This is a genomic window from Paenibacillus sp. FSL L8-0494 (assembly GCF_038003695.1).
GTDB classification, from domain to species: Bacteria; Bacillota; Bacilli; order Paenibacillales; family Paenibacillaceae; genus Paenibacillus_AQ; species Paenibacillus_AQ odorifer.
This window is the reverse complement of the sequence record NZ_JBBOPQ010000001.1, coordinates 3,228,153-3,253,101: the sequence shown is the minus strand read 5'-3', so window position 1 is coordinate 3,253,101 and position 24,949 is coordinate 3,228,153. Positions and strand designations below refer to the sequence as shown.

General features: G+C 40.6%; 20 protein-coding genes. 2 read left to right on the top strand and 18 right to left on the bottom strand.

The genetic code is table 11. From position 1 onward, the window contains the following. Window positions 1–7 precede the first annotated feature (7 nt). From NYE35_RS14905 to NYE35_RS14865, 9 genes are all read right to left on the bottom strand, one after another. The gene (locus tag NYE35_RS14905) at window positions 8–2,605 is read right to left on the bottom strand and encodes a hypothetical protein (protein ID WP_341121491.1); all 2,598 of its coding nucleotides are present in this window, start codon (window positions 2,603–2,605) and stop codon (window positions 8–10) included. A gap of 132 nt (window positions 2,606–2,737) precedes the next feature. Beyond that, entirely contained in the window at window positions 2,738–4,066 is a 1,329-nt protein-coding gene (locus NYE35_RS14900) for a hypothetical protein (protein ID WP_341121489.1), read from the bottom strand. Continuing rightward, complete coding sequence (locus tag NYE35_RS14895) at window positions 4,063–5,151, bottom strand: DUF58 domain-containing protein (RefSeq protein ID WP_036678226.1); 1,089 nt, start codon at window positions 5,149–5,151, stop codon at window positions 4,063–4,065. The genes NYE35_RS14900 and NYE35_RS14895 overlap by 4 nt, the downstream gene beginning before the upstream one ends. Window positions 5,152–5,154: 3 nt before the next feature. Beyond that, window positions 5,155–6,132 (bottom strand): AAA family ATPase, encoded by a 978-nt coding sequence (locus NYE35_RS14890; protein WP_036678228.1) that lies wholly within the window; start codon window positions 6,130–6,132, stop codon window positions 5,155–5,157. A 133-nt stretch (window positions 6,133–6,265) separates the two neighbouring features. Beyond that, complete coding sequence (locus tag NYE35_RS14885) at window positions 6,266–7,354, bottom strand: GerAB/ArcD/ProY family transporter (RefSeq protein WP_076296751.1); 1,089 nt, start codon at window positions 7,352–7,354, stop codon at window positions 6,266–6,268. Between the two features lie 21 nt (window positions 7,355–7,375). Next, on the bottom strand, window positions 7,376–8,527 hold the full coding sequence (locus NYE35_RS14880) for a Ger(x)C family spore germination protein (RefSeq protein ID WP_036678233.1): 1,152 nt from the start codon (window positions 8,525–8,527) through the stop codon (window positions 7,376–7,378). Further along, on the bottom strand, window positions 8,524–9,966 hold the full coding sequence (locus NYE35_RS14875; protein ID WP_411830555.1) for a spore germination protein: 1,443 nt from the start codon (window positions 9,964–9,966) through the stop codon (window positions 8,524–8,526). The genes NYE35_RS14880 and NYE35_RS14875 overlap by 4 nt, the downstream gene beginning before the upstream one ends. 142 nt (window positions 9,967–10,108) lie before the next feature. Continuing rightward, entirely contained in the window at window positions 10,109–11,374 is a 1,266-nt protein-coding gene (locus tag NYE35_RS14870) for a right-handed parallel beta-helix repeat-containing protein (protein WP_370510602.1), read from the bottom strand. 871 nt (window positions 11,375–12,245) lie between these two features. Further along, window positions 12,246–13,106, bottom strand: a complete 861-nt coding sequence (locus NYE35_RS14865) for a DUF421 domain-containing protein (RefSeq protein ID WP_341121486.1) — start codon at window positions 13,104–13,106, stop codon at window positions 12,246–12,248. 208 nt (window positions 13,107–13,314) lie between these two features. Between NYE35_RS14865 and NYE35_RS14860 the strand changes: the two genes are divergently transcribed. Beyond that, a complete protein-coding gene (locus tag NYE35_RS14860) occupies window positions 13,315–13,521 on the top strand; it encodes a DUF1657 domain-containing protein (protein WP_036678243.1) in 207 nt (68 codons plus the stop codon). A 37-nt stretch (window positions 13,522–13,558) separates the two neighbouring features. On the opposite strand, the gene NYE35_RS14855 is transcribed toward NYE35_RS14860, so the two are convergent. The 9 genes from NYE35_RS14855 to NYE35_RS14815 all read right to left on the bottom strand — a co-directional run bounded on the left by NYE35_RS14855 (window position 13,559) and on the right by NYE35_RS14815 (window position 23,889). Next, entirely contained in the window at window positions 13,559–15,352 is a 1,794-nt protein-coding gene (locus NYE35_RS14855; protein ID WP_036678245.1) for a sensor histidine kinase, read from the bottom strand. A gap of 16 nt (window positions 15,353–15,368) precedes the next feature. Continuing rightward, complete coding sequence (locus NYE35_RS14850) at window positions 15,369–16,949, bottom strand: response regulator (protein WP_341121483.1); 1,581 nt, start codon at window positions 16,947–16,949, stop codon at window positions 15,369–15,371. A gap of 172 nt (window positions 16,950–17,121) precedes the next feature. Beyond that, window positions 17,122–18,807, bottom strand: a complete 1,686-nt coding sequence (locus NYE35_RS14845; RefSeq protein WP_341121481.1) for an extracellular solute-binding protein — start codon at window positions 18,805–18,807, stop codon at window positions 17,122–17,124. A gap of 72 nt (window positions 18,808–18,879) precedes the next feature. Continuing rightward, complete coding sequence (locus NYE35_RS14840) at window positions 18,880–19,776, bottom strand: carbohydrate ABC transporter permease (protein ID WP_036678249.1); 897 nt, start codon at window positions 19,774–19,776, stop codon at window positions 18,880–18,882. A 29-nt stretch (window positions 19,777–19,805) separates the two neighbouring features. Beyond that, complete coding sequence (locus NYE35_RS14835; protein WP_076129315.1) at window positions 19,806–20,774, bottom strand: ABC transporter permease; 969 nt, start codon at window positions 20,772–20,774, stop codon at window positions 19,806–19,808. A gap of 244 nt (window positions 20,775–21,018) precedes the next feature. Further along, window positions 21,019–22,239, bottom strand: a complete 1,221-nt coding sequence (locus tag NYE35_RS14830) for an FAD-dependent oxidoreductase (RefSeq protein ID WP_076105589.1) — start codon at window positions 22,237–22,239, stop codon at window positions 21,019–21,021. Window positions 22,240–22,323: 84 nt separating this feature from the next. Beyond that, window positions 22,324–22,884, bottom strand: a complete 561-nt coding sequence (locus NYE35_RS14825; protein ID WP_232061338.1) for a YeeE/YedE thiosulfate transporter family protein — start codon at window positions 22,882–22,884, stop codon at window positions 22,324–22,326. Window positions 22,885–22,906: 22 nt separating this feature from the next. Further along, entirely contained in the window at window positions 22,907–23,134 is a 228-nt protein-coding gene (locus NYE35_RS14820) for a sulfurtransferase TusA family protein (RefSeq protein WP_036678256.1), read from the bottom strand. 65 nt (window positions 23,135–23,199) lie between these two features. Next, window positions 23,200–23,889, bottom strand: a complete 690-nt coding sequence (locus NYE35_RS14815; RefSeq protein WP_036678259.1) for a YeeE/YedE thiosulfate transporter family protein — start codon at window positions 23,887–23,889, stop codon at window positions 23,200–23,202. Window positions 23,890–24,062: 173 nt separating this feature from the next. On the opposite strand from NYE35_RS14815, the gene NYE35_RS14810 reads away from it, so the two are divergent. Then, window positions 24,063–24,947: a LysR family transcriptional regulator gene (locus NYE35_RS14810; RefSeq protein ID WP_036678261.1), complete on the top strand. Its 885-nt coding sequence runs from the start codon at window positions 24,063–24,065 to the stop codon at window positions 24,945–24,947. Window positions 24,948–24,949: the final 2 nt, after the last annotated feature.

The window sequence follows — 24,949 nt, the reverse complement described above, 5'->3', positions numbered from 1 at the left end:
TGAAATGCTATTTCTCAGTTACAACTGCTCTATCAATCTTGATGTTATAAGCTTGACTAGCCAGCTCGATCCGTTCGCCTTGGAATTCATCGTACAGCGTGATCCGGTAGGTACCTCCTGACAAATTCTTATACATATTATTGCTAAAGCTTGCTGTATACGAGTTGTTGGTCCCTTCAAGAATATCAGTACCGATGTTCAAGCTTCGTTCCTGAGAAAGACCATATGGGTCCGTCATTTTCAGGACCAGTTTATGCGTGAAGGTACCCATATCATAGCTGCTATCACGAAGAAGATTGTAATTCATAACTATATTTATAGAGTCACTGCCTTGTAATGAGCGCCCTTCTGAACTTAGAACGGACATGGTATACGGATAAATTGCCACCTTCGTCAAGTTTTTCTCTGGTGGAGTGGTAACCGGATTTAATGACAGTGAAGCCATATTAATAAATCCAGTGGATTCCTGACCCGGTTCCGTCAGCTTATTCCCAGTAATCCCTGGCCCTAGGAACAGGCTAACATCAGAAGTATTAACGGCCTTCGGAACCTTCGCCCAGAAGGTGATTAATTGCTTACCGCCCGGAGTAGCAGAAGTATCCGGTTGATTGGCTGTTGCTTCGAATAGCTGACCGTCTCCCGTTTTGTAATAAGCTTGGAGGCGAGCCATTTTGCTTTGTCTTTTCTCTTCACTGCTCAAAAGGAGCTCTGTGTATACGAGATTGGAGTTAAGTCCTTCATAAATAATGGTTTTGTTCTCTTGCACTTTAGCGTTCTTACCTTTACCAGAGATAACATAACTTCCTCCAGTTTCAATAGAAGCTACAGCGTTCATCATGCTGTTAGTAGTAACTGATAGGAACGAGCTCTTCTCTTCTTTTACCATAGAATAAAGATTTAATTTTAGTTTATCGAACTCTTGTGTATAAGGAATTTTGGCAAACACATAGATTTCAGCGTTTTTACCTGGTCCAATCGTTGAAGTTTCCTTATCCATAAACAGTTCCGTTGAAGATGACATGTCCTCATTGTCTACCTGAACAGCTCCCTTTAATTCCGGCAGAGACAAGGCAACCGATTGGGTATTCGTAATATTTAATCTGGCAACTACGATATCGTCGTCTTTCCATGGAAAACGCTGTAAGGAAACTAAACTGTAAGTAAACGTCCCATATTCATTTGTTGCTCTATATTCGAGCCCTTTCTGTATCTCTGGACGCAAGGTATAGGAGATTGTAAAGTAAGCAACCGGAACAGTTAGTTTAGCTGTGTTGCCCGTAACGACATTGGTTCCACCAGTGCTTCCAGTTCCTGCTCCGTCTCCGGTAGTTCCCGTCTCACTATTATCTGGAGCAGAAACAGCCTCAATCATCTGCAATTGCAGTGAATTCTGTTCTACTTCAAGGGGGACTTGTGCGGTAAGAGGGATGATTTTTTCCTCCAGAGGTTTTATGGTTAATCCGCTCAAGCCCTTAGAATTGATCGGAAAGGTTGTCCCAGTTGAGGATTTGACGGCAAGCTCATAAGAAGGTAACGTAACGGCTGTCTTCCCTGTATTCTTCACTCGCAGCTGAAAAGTCCAGAATCCCTTATTGTTCTCTGCGTATACGGTTGCGTTATTTAATTGTGTTTCAATCGTATTGTTATTGATGGTAATTTTCTTGATTACACCTTTGCCAACTACCAAATTTGGTGTTGTAGCCGCAGGCAGCTTGTACGAAGATTTGGCAATCTCCAGCTTCAGCGCCTCATCCTTTTGGGTGAATTGCAGTTTCATATTATCCGTCTTCATATACGAAGGAATTTCTGTAAGATAATAAATGGTCTTTTTCTCTTGTGGCTGAATTTTATAACTAAGCTGAGAACGGTCAAGGGCTAATTCATACGAGCTTCCCCCTGCCGAGACCAAATATGCTGCGTAACCAGGATCACTTAATACTTTGCTGCCTTTATTGGTCAAGCTTATGCCCACCTTGGCATAAACCTTTCCGCTGTATTTGTAGAGCTCCAAGGATTCGCTTTTAGCAACAACCGGAATGTCATTCATTGTAGTGCTTACAGTTTTACCGTTTACAGCGGTTGGCGAATAGTTGGCGGGTATATTAAAAGTTCCTACTTGCTTGAGATACCCCTTGGTTTTGGAATCCCAAACGTACATTGGAATCTTGATACCTTTTAACGAATTTACCTGGCCGACATTAACATAATATGTAACGCGCAAGCTTTCATTAGAACCCACTTTTTTCTTAGTAGAATCAGCACTTAGTGGATTCCCTGGAATGACAGAGCCGCCAGAGGTCATAACTCTCGAAAAATAATACAGTAGGCTAGCACTTTTGTTGCTGCCATTCGAATAGTTAATTGTATAAGTTAAAATATTGCCTCCAGGCTGTGACCAAATATTCACATCTTCCAGTGTAGCTTTGATATTAGCTCCTAAAGAAACGGAACCCAGATTACTAGGAGCTGTTACAGTTGCAGCAGCTACCGCAGATTTTGGCTGAACAGAACTAACTGCTGCAGCCGAAGCGGTATGCCCTGTCAACTGGCTTATGACAAAGGTGCTTAAGAGTAAAACAACATATGTACTGCTATGCTTTCTCATTGACTTCCCTCCACGAGTATTTTACTAGAATTATTATAGTGGTTAGCGCAGTTCCAATTGTATCCATGTTGTAACTCTTACAGGTCTTTTGTAACCTATTTGTTCCAATTTGCATGTATTCTGAAAATGATTCTATAATTTCAGTTGATTTTTCAAAGCTGTAATATCAGAAGCGGCAGGCTGGTCTTCTCCGTATCTAACTTTTTCATATACTTCAATCAATTGGTCTGCTGCTAAAGAATCTGCATCACCCTTACGTTTATGCTTGCTACGATCTCCCCATAGCAAAACATCCCTTTTTGTTTCCTGCGGCGTAAGATAACTTTTCATTTCATAACCGTTTTCGCGCTTTATATTAAGCCACCGCCGATAAAGCCATCGGACACGTTCCTGCTCGCCATTCATCTGATCCCAGCGATCCTTACGATGTTTTGAAGGAAGATGGGAGCTCCAGAAATCCTTTAACCCTCGAACGGTTTGTTCCCAAGTAAAGACGCTTTTCTCCTCGTCAAGATATGCTGTATTATTCTTAGGGGTATGTTCCCTACGTAACATCGATAACACTGCATCTATGGCTTTCCGCCATTTTTCTCCTGCATTTCTGTACAACCAGCGAAGTGCATAATAGGCTACAAATCCCAATAATACCGCCGCCAAAATATAAAACCCGTATTCTAGTATAATAGCTAGCCAGCCACGCTTTTGCTCGCCAACAGGTGGTAACATCGGCGTTGCTGGCGGCAATTCTGCTGGCGGAGGCTCTGGTTCTTTTGTGCCAGAAAATAACTGATTAATAAAATTGAAAAATGAGCGTAAGAGTCTCCATACCAGTGTTCCTATAGTTTTGCCGACACCTGCTGCTAGTACAGCTGCAATAACTCCAATCACAATGACATATATACGATTATTCCGTTGTATCCCTTTGGGCAGCGTTTCATTCTCTTCAGTAAGTGCGCTGTATCGTATATAGCTGCTATTAGAAATAAGTAAAGTCAGTATTAAATACAGACTGCCACACCAGGTCAATAACGGCACACTTGGCTCCAATTCAGGAACTCTATGAAACGCTATAGTAGCTACAAAATAGATTATTATACCTATCCAAAACATTCTGAATCTATTATTTCTAGAGTCTACCGTCATCCCTAAAAATGTACATATAAATCCAGCCACACCTAAGGGAAGGCTTTCGATGGATAAACTCCCTGAAACCGCACCTAATAATACCCCGAGGATTAAGGCGGCAAGCAATTGCTTCCATCTTACATTGCAAAAATTGCGCAAAAGAATGCCCGCTAAAGCTAGTATAGGCAGCGCAATCAACCATATTTGTTCATCTTGTTGGGGCAACAAATAAATCTGAAATAGAACCCAAACCGGTAGAAATAGCAACAATTCAATAACAGACCACAACCAGAGTTTGACTGTTTCCCTTACATAGCCAGACAACGTAAGCTTCATGCGCTCTCTCTCCCTTGTTCCGGAATATCCAGCCATTCCACACCATTGCCTTGCTGCATTAGGAGATCCGTCGCCTTTTGCAATTCTGCTCCTCTATGGCAGCTTATGATTAGAAAGTCTGTGTCACTAATTCCACTCTCAACCTGCAATTCCAATAGTCGACTCATAGGAAGTGTTCTATCCAGCTTCAGCCTTGCCAGCAGCTCTAACATATCTTCGAGCTGAGCCATCGGCTCTGCTTCAATTGGATCTCTTTCGCCAGCATCGTCCAATCTGCCATTACAGATTAATCCGGTCTCAATTCCATGCTGCATTGCGTATTCAGCTATAGTCGCTGCATATCTTATTCCTTGCTCGATTCGTTCCACATCAGTCACCGTTCTCCACATGGAATCACTGTCCTCTATATTCAGACAGATGACGAGTCGGGAGTCAGCAGTATAATCTTTTTTATGAACCTGCATAACACCAGTACGTGCTGTAGCCTTCCAGTTTACCAATCCCATAGAATCTCCTGAGCTATACTCACGAATGCCAGCAGTCAGAAAAGGGTCTTCAACGATCCATCTTTTCACAGGAAGCTCACCCAGCCAGCTATGAATGGGCAATGGAAGCTCGTCTAGATTCAGCAGAACGGGATAGATCAATAACTCTAACTCGAGTGGATACGTTTTGTTTTTTCGAGTCAAACCAAATGGATCTCCCGTTGTCATTGTCACGGATTCCAAACGATATAAACCACGACGCTCACATGTCACCTGATGCCGTCTTTTAATATGACGATAAGATTTTAAATAGAATAAACTAATATGATTCTGAGAGATTTCTCCTGTACTAATCCCAAGATTATCCTGACTTCCAAATTCCAGACCTCTCGCAATACTAGACTCCAATCGGAGCCACGGCAAAGGAAGAAGTTTCGCATTAACGATCTCCTCGATCATCTCAATACGTTCTCCTTCATAAGCAGTCTTGCGTGAAAAATAGCGAGAATAACTAAGCGCTTTCAGGCCATTCCGTTTATAAATGTCAGCAAGAAGTAACACCAACGCCACAGTAATGAAAATGAACCAAGGCAAAGCCATAGGTCATTCCACCTTTCCGCCTCTTAAGGACGTCACGGGTTCAGCAGGCACCTCAACTTCACGTAGCACTTGCAATACAATATCCGCGGCTTGTCCCTCTCTTGAGCCTAATCCCCGATGAAGCAGCAGACGATGTGCAAGCACGGAAACAGCTACGGCTTTGATATCATCCGGTGTTACATAAGATCTGCCTTGAATAAGTGCATATCCCTGAGCTGATCTAAGCAACGCGCCACTAGCACGTGGACTCGCCCCCAGTTTTACTGCCGTAGATTTGCGGGTAGCTTCCGTTATCCGTACGATATAACCTAATAAATCATCACTGATACTTACCGATGCGGCTAAACGCTGTGCGGCTTGAATATCTTGTGCCGTTGCTACAGGAAAAGACTCTTCGAGCGGATTATTCTCACGAAAACGCTGTAAAATATGTATCCCTTCATCGAAGGTAGGATAACCCGTAGTAATCCGCATCAAAAATCGATCTAACTGAGCCTCAGGCAGTGGGAAGGTCCCTTGGTTGTCTATCGGATTCTGAGTAGCAATGACAAGAAATGGTGCTTCTAATCCGTGCGTTACGCCATCGATAGTAATTTGCCGTTCCTCCATACACTCTAATAGGCTGGATTGAGTTCTAGGTGTTGCACGATTAATTTCGTCAGCCAGCAGTATATTAGCAAATACCGGACCCGGTCTGAACTGAAACTCTCCCGTCTTCTGATTGTAATAGTTGATCCCGCTTAAATCAGAAGGCAATAAATCCGGTGTAAATTGAATGCGCTTAAATGAACAATCTAATGATTTGGCAAGAACCTTTGCGAGCAAGGTTTTACCCGTTCCTGGTACATCTTCCAGCAGAACATGTCCATTCGCAAGTAATGCGGTCAGCAGCAGGTCTACTCCATCCTCTTTTCCTACAATGACTTTGGCAAGATTGGCCCTAATAGATTTGATAAGTTCAGTAACTTCTTGAAGATTCATGTGAATGCACCATCCAATCTGAGGATAATTATGTAATAAGTGCTTTAATCATAACAGAAAGCGTACCCAATTTATAATTCACACAAAAAAGGCACTGTCCATAATTAGACAGCCCCCGTCATCCTTTCGATTTTCATTTCACAGTCTTATGCCGATATCGAATGAAAGCTACAATCCCATAAAAGATAGGTATGCTTTCTACGATTAGCCAAATGATCACAATTGCAAAGCTTTTATAGTGTTCGTAATATCTGCCGACGTTTCGTGAATATAAGTATGCTATTGTCACTGAAGTCAGTGTTAAAAGAGGAACGTAAATTTTTTTACCATTAGTATTGAACAAACTCGATAGACATTTTGAAGCTATGTAGATAAGGAAAGAGCTGTGAATAAACATAGATGACGACCATATTCCAATCAAAAGCGGGTCAGTATTCCCTAATAAATTCTCTTCTTTCGAACTACGCACCATCTCAAGAAAAGGATATTGGAGCTGCTGACCAAGATGTGGACCAAAACTCAGCATCGTCAATATCCATCCAATTAAGACAGTGATTGATACATAGAGCTGTGCAAATACCAATCTTTTTAACATCTTTGCTTCAATTTTTAAATCAGGTGCAACGAACAAGAGAACAATCCATTCTCCAAACCATGACATGACCACAATAGAGTCTTTCATGGCGATTCCAGGATCATGATAATGAATAAAAGCTGGTAACATATTAAAATCCGCGTTCGAAAGGAACAAATTAAATAAAATGATCGTGGTTATTAGAAAAATAATAAATAATCCGTCGGCCATATATGTAATCGTTACAAAACCTAGACTTGCTGTGTACATAATCACCAAACCAATTACAAGCTGAATAAACAGCGGCGGAGTTCCTCTTAAATAATTTGAACCAAAGAATAGTACAAAGTTCTCTATATCGTAAGAAACATAATAAACACACCAGCATAGTAGGACCAGTAGCATAAATTTATGTGGCCATTTGCCAATGATCTCTTTTCCAAAGTGAACCCAAGCTTGATTAGGTCGCAGCTTACCAACATAGATTGTAAACCATAATAAAATCAAGCCTAATAAAGAGCCAACTATTAATGCAATCCAGCCTTGATAGGAGGAACTAGCAATAATAGTTGGAATCAAAAAAATGGTGGTTTGTGAGCTGAAAAAAATAGTGATAAACCGGAACAGCTGCCACTTTGTTGTACGCATAACTTTTCATTCCTCAGTTCTTTATTTTGCTGTTCCAAAATCTACAATGCGAAAGTCCGTTGCCACCTTAATATCTGCCTCGTGAGTGTAGTAATTATCCCAACGTTCTCTTACTTCCTTCCAAAGTTTCGGATCATTCCATTCCAGTAACATGCCGAGTTGTAGAACATCCGCACCTGCTTCTTGGGATAAACGTATAGCTTCGGTCAGATTAGCAGTAATTTTATCGCTTAGTTTCTCTGTAATGATATTACTGATCTCTTCTAGATTTCTTTTCTTAGGGTCCCTTAAATAAATCACACTAGCTTTTCCTTTTAATTTCACTGTGAACACTGGGCCTTTATCCGTTAGTTTTACTTTCTTTGAAGCTTTGGTGCTAACAAATACAACACTTGCCGCACTTTCTCCTCCATCCCAGGTAACAGAATAAACCGACAGCTTAAGCTTGCCTGCGGCCCATGCCAATGCCCTACCTTCTTTAAGCTTTAGTATTCCCTTCATTTTCTCATTCTGAAACAACATGGCCCCTTGAATGCCTGCCCAATATTGTGGTTTACCTTCTTTTGTAGTTTCCTCTTTTTTACCAAATGAAAGATTATTTATAGCAAACCCAACTCCAGATGCCTCGGCGAACAAGCAGTCCTTGATTGTAGTTGAAAACATATATTTTTCTGTTCCAAAGCTCATTAGTACATCAGAAGGCAATTGTTCGTAGATAGGTGTTAATGTATTCATCTCTTTGGCACTGCCGGGACTCGCCATGACATAGGTTCCAAGGGGAAGGGCTGGCTCTCGTCTAATCCATAACAGAAGTTCACCGATTCCTTGTTCTGCATAAGCTTTCCCTAAGACGATTATTTTTAATTGGGAAAGACTAAGCTGACGTGTTAGGTCTTTTTGGACTAGTAACATGGCATCTGCTATCGTATCTGCGGTCTTGGAAACTGTAGAATAACTATTTCCATCGCCGCCACCACTAGCGGGTTGGCTTGATGAGTTAAGACGATTGGGCAAAGGAGAGTTAATCGTAATTTCAACGGTGCCTGCTTCTTTGCCTACATCTATAAACAAGCCGTATACAAAGGTTAATTCGTCCAGTTCCACCTTGGACGACCAGCAGCCTGTTACATTTAGGAGTAGAAGTATAACAACTCCAATTTTTAGAGTTCTCATTTTTGTTTCTGTCTCCTTAGATTCCTGTTGCTATAAATGTTGCTTCGTTTCTTCATATAGTTAGAGGGAAAACGAGATAATGTGTCCTTCCAGTCTTGTAACACCAAAGGAGCAACGGGTTGTAAATACGGTGAACCTAACGGCCTAAGATTAGCCAGATGCCCGTAAATCAAAAAGGCTGTAATATATACCCCGAGTAATCCCATCGTCCCCCCCATAATCAATAAAGGGAAACGAAGTAAACGAAAAGTCAAACCCAGCTCATAATGGGGAATGATGTAGGTGGCAATTCCGGTAATAGAAACCACAATGACCATTGGAGCAGATACAATTCCTGCTTGTACCGCAGCTTGACCGATGACTATACCCCCAATAATAGAAACGGTCTGGCCCACAGGCTTTGGTATTCGGGTTCCAGCTTCTCTAAGGGCCTCGAAGGTAAGCTCCATGATTAAAGCCTCAGTCAAGGCTGAGAAAGGAATATTCTCTCTGGCAGATGCTATCGTAATTAACAGGTTTGAGGGAATGATCTGAGGATGAAAGGTTGTAATCGCAACATAAAGCGATGGAAGAATCATGGATATGATGGAGAACACAAATCGAACGATTCGAATCCAGCTTGCTGCATAGAAGCTTTGATAATAATCCTCAGAGGATTGTAGCATTGTAAAAAAAGATGTAGGTGCAATCATTGCAGTGGGTGTGCCATCCTGTAATATTCCAATCCGGCCTTCCATTAAAGAAGCTGCCACCGAGTCGGGGCGTTCTGTATATTGAAATACCGGAAATGGTGTCAAGTTCCCCTTCCGCAATTGTTCCGATATATAACTAATGCCCAATATTCCGTCAATTTCTATTTCATTTATTTGCTTTTCAATTTCAGCAAGAACTTCTTTTTTATAAAGACCTTCAATGTATACAACATACACATCGGTTTTTGTATATTTACCAATCGTATAATGAATAGTCTTTAGATCCGGATGTTTAATTTTGTGTCGGAGCAGGGACAGATTCGTTTCAATATCTTCAATAAATGCCTCTTGAGGTCCAATCACCACAAGTTCATTTTGTGATTCCGTGACCGATCTTTTCTGATATTGCGTGATCTCAAAATAATAAACATAAGGAAGCTCTTCAAAACAAAGCACTACTTTTCCAGCGACGATCAGATCTACAGCCTTGTTTAAGTCAAACTCCTTAAGATACGGGATTGGAAAAACAGCTCCTCGATCCAGTCGTTCTAAAAAATCAGACCATTTGTGCTCTGAATTTGCTTCATTTCTTAGCGGCAATGCAATATCCTTATGAAGACTCAGGGAATTCACAATGAATGGGATATAGATCAAGTGGCAGGAATGCCCGTGAAGGCGAATGGATTGAAAAACTGCATCACTAGATCCCTCTAGTTGTTCTTTAATTGTTTCAATAATTCCAGACATCTGCGGCATACCTCCAAGATTGTGACTTGTTAATCTGGCTTAGTTTGCCAATGAAATGGAAGGTTTATTCTTATATCAGAGCAAAAAGGCATGAGTCCGGTATAGTACCGAACTCATGCCCATCAAACCCCTAGATTTCAAATCAAGGAAATGTAGCACCAATATTAGTTCCGCTAGGTGTTCCAGATCCGATTAGGTCGCTACCCCCAGTTAATTTGAGGAAACTGCCCAGACTAAAAGATCCATCAGCATTTCGCACCACTGAAGGCGTAAGACTTACAAAATCAGCGGCACTGGCTACCAAACCCTTGGCATTGGTACTTGCATTACTCTTCCACCACACATTAGTACTTAGAATATCGGTGCCACTTGTTTTATCGCTCGATCCTCCTGCAAAAGACAAGTTGTTCGTAAATTGGTGAGTACCGGTATCAAAAGCAAAGTTACTCTGTCCGTTACTCCAAGAAGTATTATTTGTTAACTGGATGGAACCTGGATTACTGTTGTAAGTGAATCCGTGTTTTTTATTTTGAAATGCGATGCTATTCAGTACAATGTGGTTTACTGCAATCTTTTCACCACCTAGTTTGAATCCATTCCCATCGCTGTTTGCCGTTGAATTTCCATCTGAGGTCTGTCCGTTCTTATAGGAGATACTATTCTTGATCGTCACCACTCCGATGGGGCCTGTTTCTGATTTACTGTAAAGATCCCAGCCGTCATCTGTATTCCATGCAGCTATACATTTATCAAATACGTTACCAGGACCTATAGTCAGCTTAGCAGCAAAACCATCAGCGTCTTCTCCATTATCTGGATCATAATTATCATGAGAGTATACTCCAATGATTTGATTATAGCTCGGCCATTGACTCATGCTGGTCAGAGATGAAGCATAACGGCTGATTTGCAGTCCCGAATCCCGATTATGATGGGTTTCAACATTCTCAATAATGTTATAGTTCCCGCCAATAAAGAGCCCATTGTCTCCTGAGCCTCTTATCTCTAATCCTTTTACCTTCCAGTAGTTTCCGTATATCTGCAAACCACGTTGAGCTGGGTCAAATGGCTGGGCGTAAAAATCCAGTATAGGCTTCTCAGTCCCATATGCAGCGATGTTCTTTCGTAAGTTAGAGCTTCCGCTATTATCTTGTCCAACAATTATTGTTGAAGAATACGTGTAAACCCCTCCACGCATATAGATGGTTTCCCCGGGGGCTACCTTCGTAATCGCTGAGGCCAGTGTGGTTGGACTACCAATTGTTCCTGCGTTGCTGTCCAGACCATTAGGGGCTACATAAATCGAGCCTGCAATTGGTGTTGCAGTTGGAGTGGCGGTTGGAGCTACTGTCGCAGTGGGGGTTGCGCTTGCTGTTGGAGTAGCCGTAGGAGCTACCGTTGGTGCAATTGTTGGTGCTACGGTAGGCGTAGATGTCGGAGTGCCCGTTGTGATATCGGAGACATTGATATTGTCGAACTTCGCTGCTGTCTTATAAGCTACAAGTCCAATACCTCCTGCCGTCAAATTGTTATCGTGTGCATTTAACTGCAAAACATCATTTACATACATTTTAAGCGAATCTCCACTAAGCTCCAGCCTAACTGTATAGGCAGTTCCAGTGGTTATAGGAAAATCAGTTTTACTAGCCAGTGTTGAACTTGAACCATTCACCTTTTTTCGTATTTCAAGCGTCCCACCATTACTGTTAGATAGAGATGCAGCATAATAGTTATTTCCGTCAACATAGCGCCCGCACACATAAGTTCGATTAGTTCCATTGAAATTATCAATCTTCACATCGGCTTGAACACTGTAATCTGTCCACGTGTTGCTACCGGAGAACGAACGTCCTTCGTTTTGACTGGATTGATAATACATATGATTGCCACTCTCTTCAACTACAGACCAAGTTCCTGTTGTACTCGTCCAATTGTCGGCATTTCCATTCTCAAAATCATTGCTAAAAATATTTGCTGCCTGTGCGGTAGGGTTACTCCATACCAAATTACCTAGAACCAGCGAAGTTGTAAGCGTAACCATAATTACGAATGAAAATTGTCCTTTTAGTTTCACGTGAACATCTTCCTCCTTGTTTTTGTGATTTAAATAAAAAGCGAGGACATTCCTCCAATCCTGTGTCATCTATAACTCCAGCCTAATCTCAACTATAATTAATATTTTGAAGTTGTACAGCTACTTTGTGCCCATATTATTACATTTATTTAAATTAATATAAAAAACACCCTCGATCTCACTCGAGAGTGCCTTATCTATACCCTTAGTTTTGAATTAACGGTTTCAAAACCTTCAGTGAAGCTTGCAATTGCTCCGAACATTGTTCATACATTTTTTTAGCTTTTTCGTTATCTGTTGATAAACTGAACATCTCTAAATCAGCTTCACACTTTTTCAGCAAAGCATATAATTGTGGCTTATCCTGCGGCTGTGGGACTTTAAAGTTATCGGCATACAAATCGACTGTCAGCTCACCATAAGAATCAACTTGTCCAAGAAACACATTTTCAACAGTCAGACCCATTTTTTCAAGGGCACCATCAAGCCAGCTTCGCGTTAGATTTAGAGTATCTAATGGTTTGTCGAGCACTTTACCATCCATAATGACAACTTGTGACTCTTTCTCTGGAGCAACCTTTATACCCAATTGCTTAGGGGTTAGCGGCTGATTTTCACTCTTAAGTAAAACATTTATGGCTCCATCAGATTCCATAATCGCAAATTCCACTTCCGATATATTGAAAACGTCTTTTTTGCGTAACTCCTCCAGCAGTTCATCTGTGGTTAAACGTTCTTTTTTCATGTGATCTTCGAGAATTTTTCCGTCCTTAATTAGTACGGTAGACCTGAAATCAATAAAGTCTCTTGCTTTTTTACTCTTCATCTGAAGGTATTCGATCCCTAAAGAACAAGCTACCCATACAATCAGTGCAATGAGCCCTAAATGCCATAACTTATCCGTATCCAAAGAAATGTAAGCGGCTAAGCTGCCGACAGTTATCCCCGTAATATACTCGAAGAACGAGAGCTGCGATACTTGTCTCTTTCCCAGTAATTTTGTTAAAAAGAAAAGTACAACCACAGCAAAGAGCGTTCGAACTATAACCTCCAACCACTCAGGCATTACAAATACCCTCCTTTTTGAATCAAAGCTTGTTTACTAACACTCATTATTTGTCAATAAAGCCGCATTCACTCCGGAATTTCACTACTTATTTATGGAAAATCCTCTATTACTACAAACATGAATTTTTTTCCTGCATAACGATAGATGCATTTGAGGACAATAGCAATCGTCATGCTAATAATCCAACACAGAGGAGAGAAACTCAATGACAGTAGCCTCACAAGTAAAAACATGTTTATCTTCTTTAAAAGGTGCTCAAGCCAGTCTTGAACAATTTGCACTAGAAACACAAAACGAGAGTGCAAAAACCTTGTTCACAAACGCAGCTGAGCAAACACAACAAATCGTAACTCAAGTAGAGAACCGGGTAACCGAATTAGAGTCCGAAGAGCCTCAATATAAAGGGTTCTAATTAAAGCTAAAGGGGTCTTAGGCTAGAAAAACTAGCTTTAAGACCCCTTTTCATCATGTACAATATTCGAACGAATGCCACGCTTGCCCTTATTAGCCGGAATAAGTATCTGAACAGAAGTGCCAATTCCGACACGACTAAAAATGGTTACGCCATACTCAGATCCATATTGCAGTTTAATCCGCTGATCCACATTACGAACCCCATAACCTGTATTCGTATGGCCCTTTGGATCAAAAATTTGATCAATACGTTCCTGTCTCATGCCGATTCCATCATCAATGATGCGGAACAGAATATCATTGCCCTCTTTACGCCCAACAATGCGTAAATGAATGTGGTCACCACACCAGGCGTGCTTCAGCACGTTCTCGATAAATGGTTGTAGAATCAGTTTTATGGTCTCATAAGGCCAGATTTCTGTATCAAAATCAAACATAACTTCCAGACGATCACCGTATTTAATTTTCTGAATTTCTAAATAAGCGTTTGCTTGTTCAATTTCAGTGGGGACCGGAATCATGGTACGTCCTTCATTAAGCGTCAGGCGATAAAACTTCGCTAATTCCAGCACCATCTGCTGCAGCTTTTCATTTTGACCAAACTTGGCTAATTGAATAATAGATGACAACGTATTATATAGGAAATGAGGATTGATTTGTGATTGTAGAATTTCAAGCTCTGCTTCCTTCTTCTGGAGCTGCGTCAAATATACTTCTTTAATCAACATATCGATATTCTCGCCCATATCATTTAACGCGGTTGCAATCTGAGAGAATTCATCCTTGCCTCGATAGGAAATACGCTTGTGAAGATCACCTTCCCGATAGGCATTCAGCACGTACACGAACTTATTAATCCGAATTGAAAAATATCGGGATATAAATATGCCGACAAAACTAAAGACAACACAACAGATGAGACACATTAAAATAATAAACAGTCGTACCTTCACTGCATCCTGTTCAAGTATCGTAATTGGAACTAGCGCGTTTAATTGCCAAGCTTGGTTAGAAACCGTAACTGTTTCACTAATCGTCAGGTAATCCTTATTAAGTTCGGCTTCATTGGTATAGTGCTCTGGTAGTTCTCCCGATTGGTACATCGTTCTTCCGAACTCGTTTTTTAAAATTAGAATACTTCCTTTTCCTATCTTCGTATAATTCACACTATTAAACAGATCTGGAATGCCTACATTAATCCGCAAGAAGCCAATCTCCTTAGGCACGAGAGGGTCGTATGTATCTATTAATCTACGGAGCAACGAGATCCGATTATTTTCTACATCGCGCTCGATCTGCCACCATTTCATAGTCTCCGCGTATTTCTCGGTTGGAAAATCATAATACCAGGATTTCCCTTCAATCCGTTTCATATGGTAAAGATGATAGAAGCTACTATTATCCAGATAGCCCTCAAGTGAATTCGAATAGATCTCAGGAATGGATTCATTCTTTAAAAATAGCGACATCCCAATCCTCATACCCGTTGATTGAATAGCTACGTCCAGCTTTGGAAGTACCTTCATAGACATCCTATCATAATTTTCCCAGCCTTCTTCATAACTTCGCAAATTCCGATAGAAATCATAATCACTATATAATTGCGTTGATATCCGAATAACTTCCCCCATTTTATAATCAATATTATCGCGAATCTGCAACAACGTACCTTTAATATTCGAACTTGTATGCTCGCGTAATGAATCATTGTACATAGAGTGAGAGACAAAACCGATCACGGATACAGGGATAATAATGAAAAAAATATAGGTCAGCATTAATTTATACCCTATCGGCACATACTTATGTTTTCTTCTTGGTTGTTTCATGCAACATCATCCCCCATCACTTCTCCCGCTTACGATACTCCATAGGTGTCATACCATAGGCTTCTTTGAACTGTCTGCTGAAGTAAGGAAGATAACGGTAACCTACCTGGCTCGCGATTTCATAGATTTTATACTTCGGATCTTTCAAAAGCTTGCCTGCTTGTTCCATTCGCAGCTGAATGAGTACTTCGCTGAACGTTTTCCCAGTTTCCTCTTTAAATAGATATCCCAAATAGTTGGGTGAGAAAGAGAACTGCTGTGCAATATCCTTTAACGTAAAATTCTCGCTCATCTTATCCTTCATCATTTGCATAATTTCTCTAATCAGTTTATTGTTCACTGACTCTGTTTTGCTTCGTAGGTACTCGGATATTTCAAACGTTTTGAGTACAAGCCAAGAGCGTATATCACTGATCGTATCGAATTGAAGCAAAATATCTAAACTATGTAACTCCATACCTAAGATTTCAAATAAATCCTCGCTAACCTCCTTCAACTGCTGATCCAGCTTCCATATAATATACATGGCTAGATTATGAATCGTAAATTTAGATCTTAGACTACTCACGGATCTGAACAGCTTATCGATCTCATCATAAATAAGGACTAACTCATATTCTTTCATCGCTTTAAAAAGCGTATCCATACGGGTATCCAACGTACGGGCATCAATCATTCCAGGTTCGCTGCTAACCGTTTCATACATAATAAGTTTGCCTTTGCCAAGAAACATCTTTCCGTCAACGGCTTCCATAGCTTGCCGATAGGAGGTGTGGACCTGTTCCATAGCAAATGTAGGCTTCCCTACACCTACGGTCATAGTGACAGGAAATTTTGTACGAATCGAGTCATAAATTTCTTCAATAAACCTCTCCATCTCCTGTTCGTTAATCAACAACGCGATTCGATAAGACGATACCTTATAGCAATGAGGCATCCCGTGCTTCTGAGCAATTGTATTCACTTCATATAGAAAGTCCTTGGACATTAGATGTTTAGTTAGATTATCCTGTTCTTGAAACCAGTTGAAATAGTCCAGCTCCAAGACCGCCACACGTATAGGCCATTCCAGCTTATCCAGACCGTAGGATTTCATAAGCTTCAACATTCCAGCTTGAGTATCCCCCTCCCATTCCCCTTCAAACAAGCGGATCAACAAATCATTTTTGGCCATAGGAATCATATGCTGATAAGCTTCTTCAACGTCACGCCGTTTACTTTCATCATCTAAATCCTGCTTAACTTTCTGAAGTGCAGCAATAAGTTCCTTGTCATCCATTGGTTTAAGGACATAGCTATACGCTTTTAGCGAAAGCGCCTGTTTCACATAACTGAAATCCTGGTAACCGCTTACAAAAATCACACGTATATCGTTTTTTTTCTCTATGGCAATCCGAGCCAGCTCTAGACCCGACATATTCGGCATATTCACATCACTAACAATAATATCAATAACATGCTGTTCTAAAATATCGCATGCGGTAAACGCGTTATTCGCTGCCTCCACGACCTGCATACCCAGTTCATTCCAAGGAATGAATTGTCTCATGCCTTCAAGATCAAGCATCTCATCGTCTACTAATAATACGTTGTACATCAACACAATCCTCCTTTGAAATGTTTTTAAACCAACCTGCTGAATTCTACTAACCAATCTTTTTCAGTATACCATTCATTCTCTTACCTAACAGCTTATAAAGCAATGAGCACTAGAAATGGGACGTAAAAACGAAGGCTCGCTAAATAGCAAACCTTCGTATTACAAATTATTATTTACCTAAAGCTTTCTTATTTTCTGTCCATACTTTTGTTACATAATCGAGGAATTTCTCATAGCCAACCTTGATAGAATCTTCATGTGCTTTATCAAGAATTGCTAATGCTTCTGCATCAGTCTTCGCATACATAGATTTTGCTCTTGCTGTTAACCAGATATCTCTGACACTTTGTCTAATAATACCTTCTTCACTGTCTGGAGCCGGATCCCAATTCAGGAACTCCGTAAAGTCACCTTGTGAAGCCCAAGTAACTTCCATCTGCCAACGGTTACTAAAATCAATCTTGTCAGCTGGAAGGGTTTGCAACATCATTTTCTTTGTATTATCCAAGAAAACTGTATTACCTACCCATACCAAGTCACCGGCTTTTCCGCTAATTTCGGACAGAGCTTCTGGCTCATTCAGATACTTATCTTTATTAAATTTAGGAGTAAGTCCATCTGCTTCAAATCCATCCCAATAACCATCTGGTCCTGGAGGACCCCAGTTAAGAACCATAGAACCTTCTGGTCCTGTCATCCAGTCAAGCATAGCGAATACAGCCTCTGGATTTTCAGCGTTTTTAGTGATTGTAGCAACGTTCCAACCTAACTGATTGTACGTTCCTGGAGTAATCTTACTTTGATCCAAACCAGCTTTGTAAATCGGTTTAATAAACATATAACCAGCTTCTGGATCCGTCTTCTTCATCTCTTCATCAGCAGTGGCGAGCAATTTCATTGGATCAAAAGTCGCAATAACAGCAAACTTGCCATTCATCGCTTTCTCTCTAATTTGATCTTCTGTTTGTGTATTCGCATCCTGCGTCATTAGCTTCTCACGCATTAATTTAGCAGCAAATACAACAGACTCACGGAATCCTTCATCCTTGTATATCGAACCCATTTTGTCGCCATCAGGTACGGCGTATATTCTAGTATACGACAGATTATTCTCTTTGAAAGAGGAAAATAACTGGTCAATTCCGTTACCATCTCTCGCTAAGCCTGTCTCGAACGGAATAACGTCAGGGAACTTCGCCTTAACAGCATTTAAATATGCATACAAATCATCTGTCGTTTCTAGCTTAGGAGAACCAAGCTCTTTGTAAATCTTCTTATTAATAGCATAACCGGCATTTCCGTTTGGTTGAGTTGTATAATAATTCGGCAGCTGATAAATCTTCCCATCAGGGGAACGAAGTAATTCCAAATGTCCAGCTGTTAGGTATTTCTTAAAGTTTGGATATTTATCAATATATTCATCTAAAGGAACTAGCATATCCGCTTGGCGAAGACGTTCTACGTCAGCACCTTTCTCGGTCCACACAATATCCGGCAGCTCGTTACCAACGATCATCGTTTGCAGCTTTTGAGCGTTATTACCACCAGAGCTAATTCCTGTGACATTAATCTTCAGATTATCTAAAATCCATTTAGAAGCAGCATCTTTGCCCCATTTCGGCATTTGATACCAGCCGTAATTTCCGTAGAATGAGACTTCAAGCGGTTCTTTCCCTAATTCATACAAATCAGCCGCAGGAGCTTCAGTTGCTGTGTTGACCGCTGTTCCTCCTTCTTTCTCTGGTTCAGCAGTTGCCGCTGGAGCGCTTGAATTGTTGCCACTACAACCCGCCACCAAAGTCGTTAATAGCAAGGTAGACATCATACCGAGAAGCATCTTTCTCTTAGTCTTCAATGTATTTTCCCCTTTCAATTTGTAATCTATGTTCAAAGCAATACGCTCTAAACCCAATCTCATTCTATCATCCTACTCTTTCAATGATCCGACCAAGACCCCTTTAACGAAGAATCTTTGTAGGAATGGATACACACATACAATCGGAATGGTTGCAACCATGATCGTAGCCATCGTTAATGACTTCGAGGTTATTTTCTTAGCCGAGTTAATATGAGCAATGGAGCTTGCATCTACATTTGACAGCTGTTCTGAAGCAATATTAGAGAACAATATCTGTCTTAAAATGGTCTGAATCGGCATTAACTCCTCTTTCGTAATGTAAATACTCGCTACGAACCACTCATTCCAGTGATTTACTGCTGTGAACAAAGATAATGTTGCTATAACTGGTCCCGACAAAGGAAGTACGATGCGGACAAAAGTCCCCCAATATCCGCAACCGTCAATCTTTGCTGACTCCTCTAAACCTTGTGGAAGACCTTGAAAGAAGGTCCGGAATATGATCATATTCCATACGCTGACCAGTGCAGGAATAATAAACACCCAAAATGAGTTGAAGAGACCTAAACTTCTGATAAGCATGTATGACGGAATCAGTCCCCCACCGAAATACATAGTAATGATACACATAATCATGTAGTATTTGCGACCCATCAGTTCACGCTTCGACATTCCATAAGCGAATATCGAAGTGGCCAGTATCGCTGTTACTGTACCGATTACCGTCCGCAATGTAGCAATGACGAATCCACCCATTAGACGAGAATCTTCAAAAACGATCTTATAATTCTCAAGCGTGAACTCACGGACCCAGAAAGTAACTCCACCTTTCGAAGTATCCATCCCCTCATTAAAGGAAATAACAAGTGAGTTCCAAAATGGATAAAAGGCGGAAAATGCCAGTAAGGTCAAAAATACATATATGAATCCTATAAATATTCGATCTCCTATATTAATACGTTTCATAGTTTGGTCCCCCTATATTGAGTAATTCATTACCACAAGCTGTTCCCTGCTCTTCTGGCAATGAAGTTGGCAAAGGTAAGTAATGTCACGCTGATCACGGCCTTGAACAATCCGATAGCAGTCGCATAGGAGTACCTGAAATTGTCTATACCGACACGTACAACATATACATCAACTGAATCTGACACTTCTCGTAGTGCTGGATTAGAAGCTAGGATCAAAATATCTTCGAATCCTGCATTCACCAGATTTCCGATTGCCAAAATCATAAAGATGATTACAACTGGCATAATTGAAGGCAACGTAATCAAATATATCTGTTTAAACCGACTTGCACCATCCATCGAAGCCGCTTCATATAAATGCGGGTCAATACCAGCAATGGCAGCTAAATAGACGATTGAAGCAAATCCAATTTCTTTCCATACATTGGTTGTAACTAGAATGCCCCAGAAATATTCTGTCATGGAAAGGAAGTTGATCGGTTCATCAATAAATTTCAATTTCTCAAGCAGCATATTTATACTGCCGTTATCTACAGATAACATCGAGGTAACCATTGAGCCGATAACTACCCAAGATAAGAAGTGAGGCAAATATGTAACGGTCTGAATAACCCGTTTAAAGAACATCTTACGAACTTCGTTCAGCATTAACGCCAAAATAATCGGTGCAGGAAATCCAAAACAAAACTTCAGTAAGCTGATGATGATTGTATTTTTCATAACCACTTCAAATTCAGGAGCATTAAAGAAGTAAATAAAGTGCTTTAAGCCAACCCAGTCACTGCTAATAAAGCTATTCCCTAACTTGTAATCCTGGAATGCAATTAGAATCCCGTACATGGGGATATAGGCAAAAATAAAAACTAGAACAAGTGCTGGTAATACCATAAGCTGTAGATCTATTTGCTTAAAAAAGCGTCTGATCCCGCTAGTTCGTTGCTTGTTGAGATTCGGTCCGGATCTCTTGTCTGGTGCGACGCTTGCGTTCGCCATAGGTGAATCCTCCTTGTGATGATTTTGAAGATATGTACAGATAATTGATGTCCTTTCTCCCTCCGCTATAGTTGCCACATTTATAAAATAATCATAAGGTTTAAGCGCTTTCAAAAATATATGACAAAACAACTATTATTGATACTTTGACACTCTCTTGCATTAGCTCGTCTCATATTCCTTAAGCTTGAATAAAAAAAGACACATACAGAGATAACATCTGCATGTGTCTTTGACTTTCTCCTTAATTAGCAAGAGTACTCAGTATTTCTTCATTTATCTTTTCAGTAATTACTTTTTGGACCTTCCCATTATCCAGATAAACAATAGAAGGAACTGAATCTATTCCTAGCTTGGCGGCAAGTCCGGGTGACTTATATACATCTACCTTTGTGACCCTGACATCCGAATGGGATTGCTCAAATCCTTCAATTAGAGGCAATAACTCCCGACAGGAAGGATCTGTGGCATTCCATAAATAAACAACAGATGCTTTGCCTTGATTCAGAATTTGATGCTCATACACCTCACATTCAGATATATACTTCTCTGCACCATACCCTGCAATGGCACCATCGCCAACAGCGGTAGCAACTTGTTTTAGAAACTTATCGCACACATCTCCTGCTGCAAAGACCCCAGGGATATTCGTTTCCATTTTCTCATTAATAAGTATATATCCATTACGATTCAAATCTACTACCCCTGATAAAACTTCTGTGTTCGGGGTGTATCCAATAAATAAGAAACATGAATCGACCTTTACGTTTTGCAGTTCATTAGATTTTAAATTTTTCAGGACGACGGAATTTAAACGTTCCTCACCTTCGAAAGAATTTACCACCGTATTCCACATGAATTCCATTTTAGGGTTTTCTAGTGCCTGCGTTTTGGCAATTTCATTGCAATCCATTTTCCCATGATCATGCATGACAGATACGATCACTTTATCAGCAAACTTAGTCAGAAACATCCCTTCCTCAATAGCTGCATCACCACTGCCAACGACCATAACTGTTTTCCCCGTATTTGCCGCAGCGTCACAGGTTGCACAGAAGGAAATCCCTTTATCATATAAGAACATATCTTCATTAGCTGCACCTGTAATTCTTGGTTTTCCTCCACTGGCTATGATAATGACTTTACACTCATATCGTACCCGAAAGGTCTCCACTACTTTAATGTCTTCTGCTACCGAGACAGATTTGACATCTGTCATTTTGAAATCAACACCAAATTTTTTGGCTTGTTTATGAAATAATCCCATAAGGTCTGTTCCGGTCGTTCCTTCAGGAAAACCAGGATAATTTTCTATTTCATTAGTATAAGTCGCAAGACCGCCTACCAGCGATTTTTCCAAAAGGAGTGTCTTCAATTTTGCTCGTCCACAATAGATCCCTGCTGTTAATCCAGCAGCCCCGCCACCGATAATGACGACATCATACTGTTCTGTCTTCTTTTCCATTTCAATTGTCCCTCCTGTGTAGATTTTGATTTCAATAAAATAGGCTGACTCTCGTCAGCACTATAAGCTCAGCCTATTTCACTTTTACATAAAGAATTTGGCTAATAATTTACTGCCTATAAATGCACCAACCAGCAGGAACAATCCAAAAATCCAGCCTGAAAGCGATAAAGAAGCTATAGCCGTAAATAATGCACCTATATTACATCCATTAGCCAGTCTAGCTCCGTACCCCATGAGCAACCCACCAAGTACAGCCGCCACTACCTGCTTTTTGGACTTAATTTTCTTAAGCTTGAACTCGGAAGCAAACAATGTCGCTGCTAATGCACCTAAGATAATCCCTACATTTCGAATGGACCCACCATCATTTAAAAATCCGGAAGATAATGTTTTTTGAGCTTTCTCCGTACTAAAGTAAGCCCAGTTATCTACATTTCCTCCTACCAGTCGATACGCCCAAGCTCCCCAGTCCGCGAAGGCGCTGGTTACTCCCCATCCTTTTGAGAAAACAGCCAGATGTGCTGTAGCGAACACAGCCAGAAGTACAGCTCCAGTTACATAAGTAAACGGTTCTTTGAGCAATTGCTTGTAAAAGCGGTTAGACGATATCTTCAACCAGAATTCGTTCACCGTTTCATTCACCGTCCTTTCCTACTCAGCGATCCTATTTTACCTTCTCAATAACAACTTCCCACTCGCCATCATCGACCTCTTCGATTTCCACATTATGTCCCTGTTTTCTCGCCCATTCTGGTACGTTTTTCATTGCGCAACTATGATCAATAGCAACAACTAAAACGTCTCCAACATTTAGTTCAGTCATCTTCTTTTCTGTTCTCATTAACGGTACCGGACAAGCTTCTCCCATGCAATCAAGTGTAAATTCAGCCATCTTAAAAACCACCTTTATATTTTTTTGAAATACCAATAGTGAAAATATTCACGTAATAACTTATACTAATCTGCGCTTCCCATCTTTTTCTCTTGCCATTTAACTGCAGCGATGTACAACAGAAGAATGATCAGGAACTGAACAACTAGTGCTCCAAGCCAACCAAAGACGTCTGGTAAAAATACTGTTGGTGCATCCTTTATAACGTTAGCTCTCCACCAACCCATATCATGTGATCCCCAAAGTGAACCAATGATAAAAAATACAAGCGACAGCATCTGCATTGTGAACCCTTCACCTACACGCATCAATGTACCCGAAGCGCAACCACCTGCAATAACCATGCCAATTCCAAATAATACAGCGCCAATTATCAAAGCAAAACTGATTTGACCCACATTGTCCATCCCAGGAATCGGTTTACCTTCCAGGAACGCTGGATACTTAATGGCTGTAAATCCGATCGTAGCGAGAGAAAATGCTATCAGTACAGCTCTTGTTACCGATGTGCTGCCTGTAATACATGGATCTCTAAGTGATGCAGTAAAGCAGAATCGTGATCTTTGCAAAATAACGCCAAACGAAATACCGAAAAGCAGGTAGACAACCATTTTATCGTGGGAATGGTCTAGGAAAAAACCAAACCCAATAATGAGAACTGTAACCAGCAACGCGATGGGCAACTGACTCTTTTTAGGTTTTCTAGGAGCTCTGGTTCGGGTTGATTTCGTTTCGGGACTTACGGTTTGCCCCATATTCTAACACCTCCATCGTTTTATGTAATTGACTATGTGAAAATAGTAACATACTTATTCGAGCTGTGGTTATCTGCTTTCTTTATGCTGTATAAGTGTTACTAATGGCACAGATGGAGCGTAATCAAGTATGCTATAGTGTGCACTAACAGCGGGCAACAGGAGGAATAAGTATGAATATGGAAACGCTTAAATTATTTTTAGATATTGCTTCGTTAAAAAGTATATCTAAAGCCGCTCAGAAATCTCATATCACCCAATCCGCACTTAGTCAGCAGTTGAAATCCTGGGAGAATACCCTGGGTTCTGAGCTTTTTGTGAGAAGTAATAAAGGGGCCAGCCTTACAGAAGCAGGGATTATAGCGGAGAAGTATGCGGAGCAAATCTGTAAATTATATGATGATATGGTCACAGAAATCAATCATTTACAGCCAACACAACATGAGCTGTCTATTTATGCGATTCCAGAAGTCTGTAATTATGCCCTGCCCTGTACCTTATATGAGGTAAAAAAACATTTTCCCAATTGCCATATCACTCTAAACGAAGGGGCATCGTCACTAGTAGAGGAACGTTTACTTCTTGAAGAAGGTGATGTTGGCTTTATTTCCGGGCCTTCCCCGAAATCTGAATTATGCTCCAATATGGTGTTTTCTGATCAAGTTATGTTAGTGGCAAGCAGTACGACTGTATGTCCTGATAAAATCACACTGAATGAGCTCCCTAAATATCCTTTAATCTGGTCCTCACAGCTTCATTGTGTGCAAAGGGCTTTGAACAACATATCTGCAGGGGAGCTTAAATTAAATATACTGTTTAATCTGGACTCCATTGAGGCGGTAAAGCTTGCTGCCATTAGAGGACATGGTGTCGCCTTTCTCCCTTATATGTCCATAAAAAAAGAGTTGTATAGTAAACAACTCAAGATCATTCATATTGATCAGTTCCAGGTAAATAACGATGTCTACATGGTAAAAAAACACAATCAGCGTTGTGACAATGATACGAAACAATTAATTCGTTATATAGAAAAGACATTGATTGATACATTATGTTGAAC

Bases quoted from the DNA above. Each gene is read 5' to 3' on its own strand.
- NYE35_RS14860 (WP_036678243.1), top strand. From the start codon at position 13,315: ATGACAGTAGCCTCACAAGTAAAAACATGTTTATCTTCTTTAAAAGGT.
- NYE35_RS14880 (WP_036678233.1), bottom strand. From the start codon at position 8,527: ATGAGAACTCTAAAAATTGGAGTTGTTATACTTCTACTCCTAAATGTA.
- NYE35_RS14850 (WP_341121483.1), bottom strand. From the start codon at position 16,949: ATGTACAACGTATTATTAGTAGACGATGAGATGCTTGATCTTGAAGGC.
- NYE35_RS14905 (WP_341121491.1), bottom strand. From the start codon at position 2,605: ATGAGAAAGCATAGCAGTACATATGTTGTTTTACTCTTAAGCACCTTT.
- NYE35_RS14890 (WP_036678228.1), bottom strand. From the start codon at position 6,132: ATGAATCTTCAAGAAGTTACTGAACTTATCAAATCTATTAGGGCCAAT.
- NYE35_RS14885 (WP_076296751.1), bottom strand. From the start codon at position 7,354: ATGCGTACAACAAAGTGGCAGCTGTTCCGGTTTATCACTATTTTTTTC.
- NYE35_RS14895 (WP_036678226.1), bottom strand. From the start codon at position 5,151: ATGGCTTTGCCTTGGTTCATTTTCATTACTGTGGCGTTGGTGTTACTT.
- NYE35_RS14855 (WP_036678245.1), bottom strand. From the start codon at position 15,352: ATGAAACAACCAAGAAGAAAACATAAGTATGTGCCGATAGGGTATAAA.
- NYE35_RS14820 (WP_036678256.1), bottom strand. From the start codon at position 23,134: ATGGCTGAATTTACACTTGATTGCATGGGAGAAGCTTGTCCGGTACCG.
- NYE35_RS14900 (WP_341121489.1), bottom strand. From the start codon at position 4,066: ATGAAGCTTACGTTGTCTGGCTATGTAAGGGAAACAGTCAAACTCTGG.
- NYE35_RS14815 (WP_036678259.1), bottom strand. From the start codon at position 23,889: ATGGGGCAAACCGTAAGTCCCGAAACGAAATCAACCCGAACCAGAGCT.
- NYE35_RS14875 (WP_411830555.1), bottom strand. From the start codon at position 9,966: ATGTCTGGAATTATTGAAACAATTAAAGAACAACTAGAGGGATCTAGT.
- NYE35_RS14830 (WP_076105589.1), bottom strand. From the start codon at position 22,239: ATGGAAAAGAAGACAGAACAGTATGATGTCGTCATTATCGGTGGCGGG.
- NYE35_RS14865 (WP_341121486.1), bottom strand. From the start codon at position 13,106: ATGCCTGAGTGGTTGGAGGTTATAGTTCGAACGCTCTTTGCTGTGGTT.
- NYE35_RS14840 (WP_036678249.1), bottom strand. From the start codon at position 19,776: ATGAAACGTATTAATATAGGAGATCGAATATTTATAGGATTCATATAT.
- NYE35_RS14810 (WP_036678261.1), top strand. From the start codon at position 24,063: ATGAATATGGAAACGCTTAAATTATTTTTAGATATTGCTTCGTTAAAA.
- NYE35_RS14835 (WP_076129315.1), bottom strand. From the start codon at position 20,774: ATGGCGAACGCAAGCGTCGCACCAGACAAGAGATCCGGACCGAATCTC.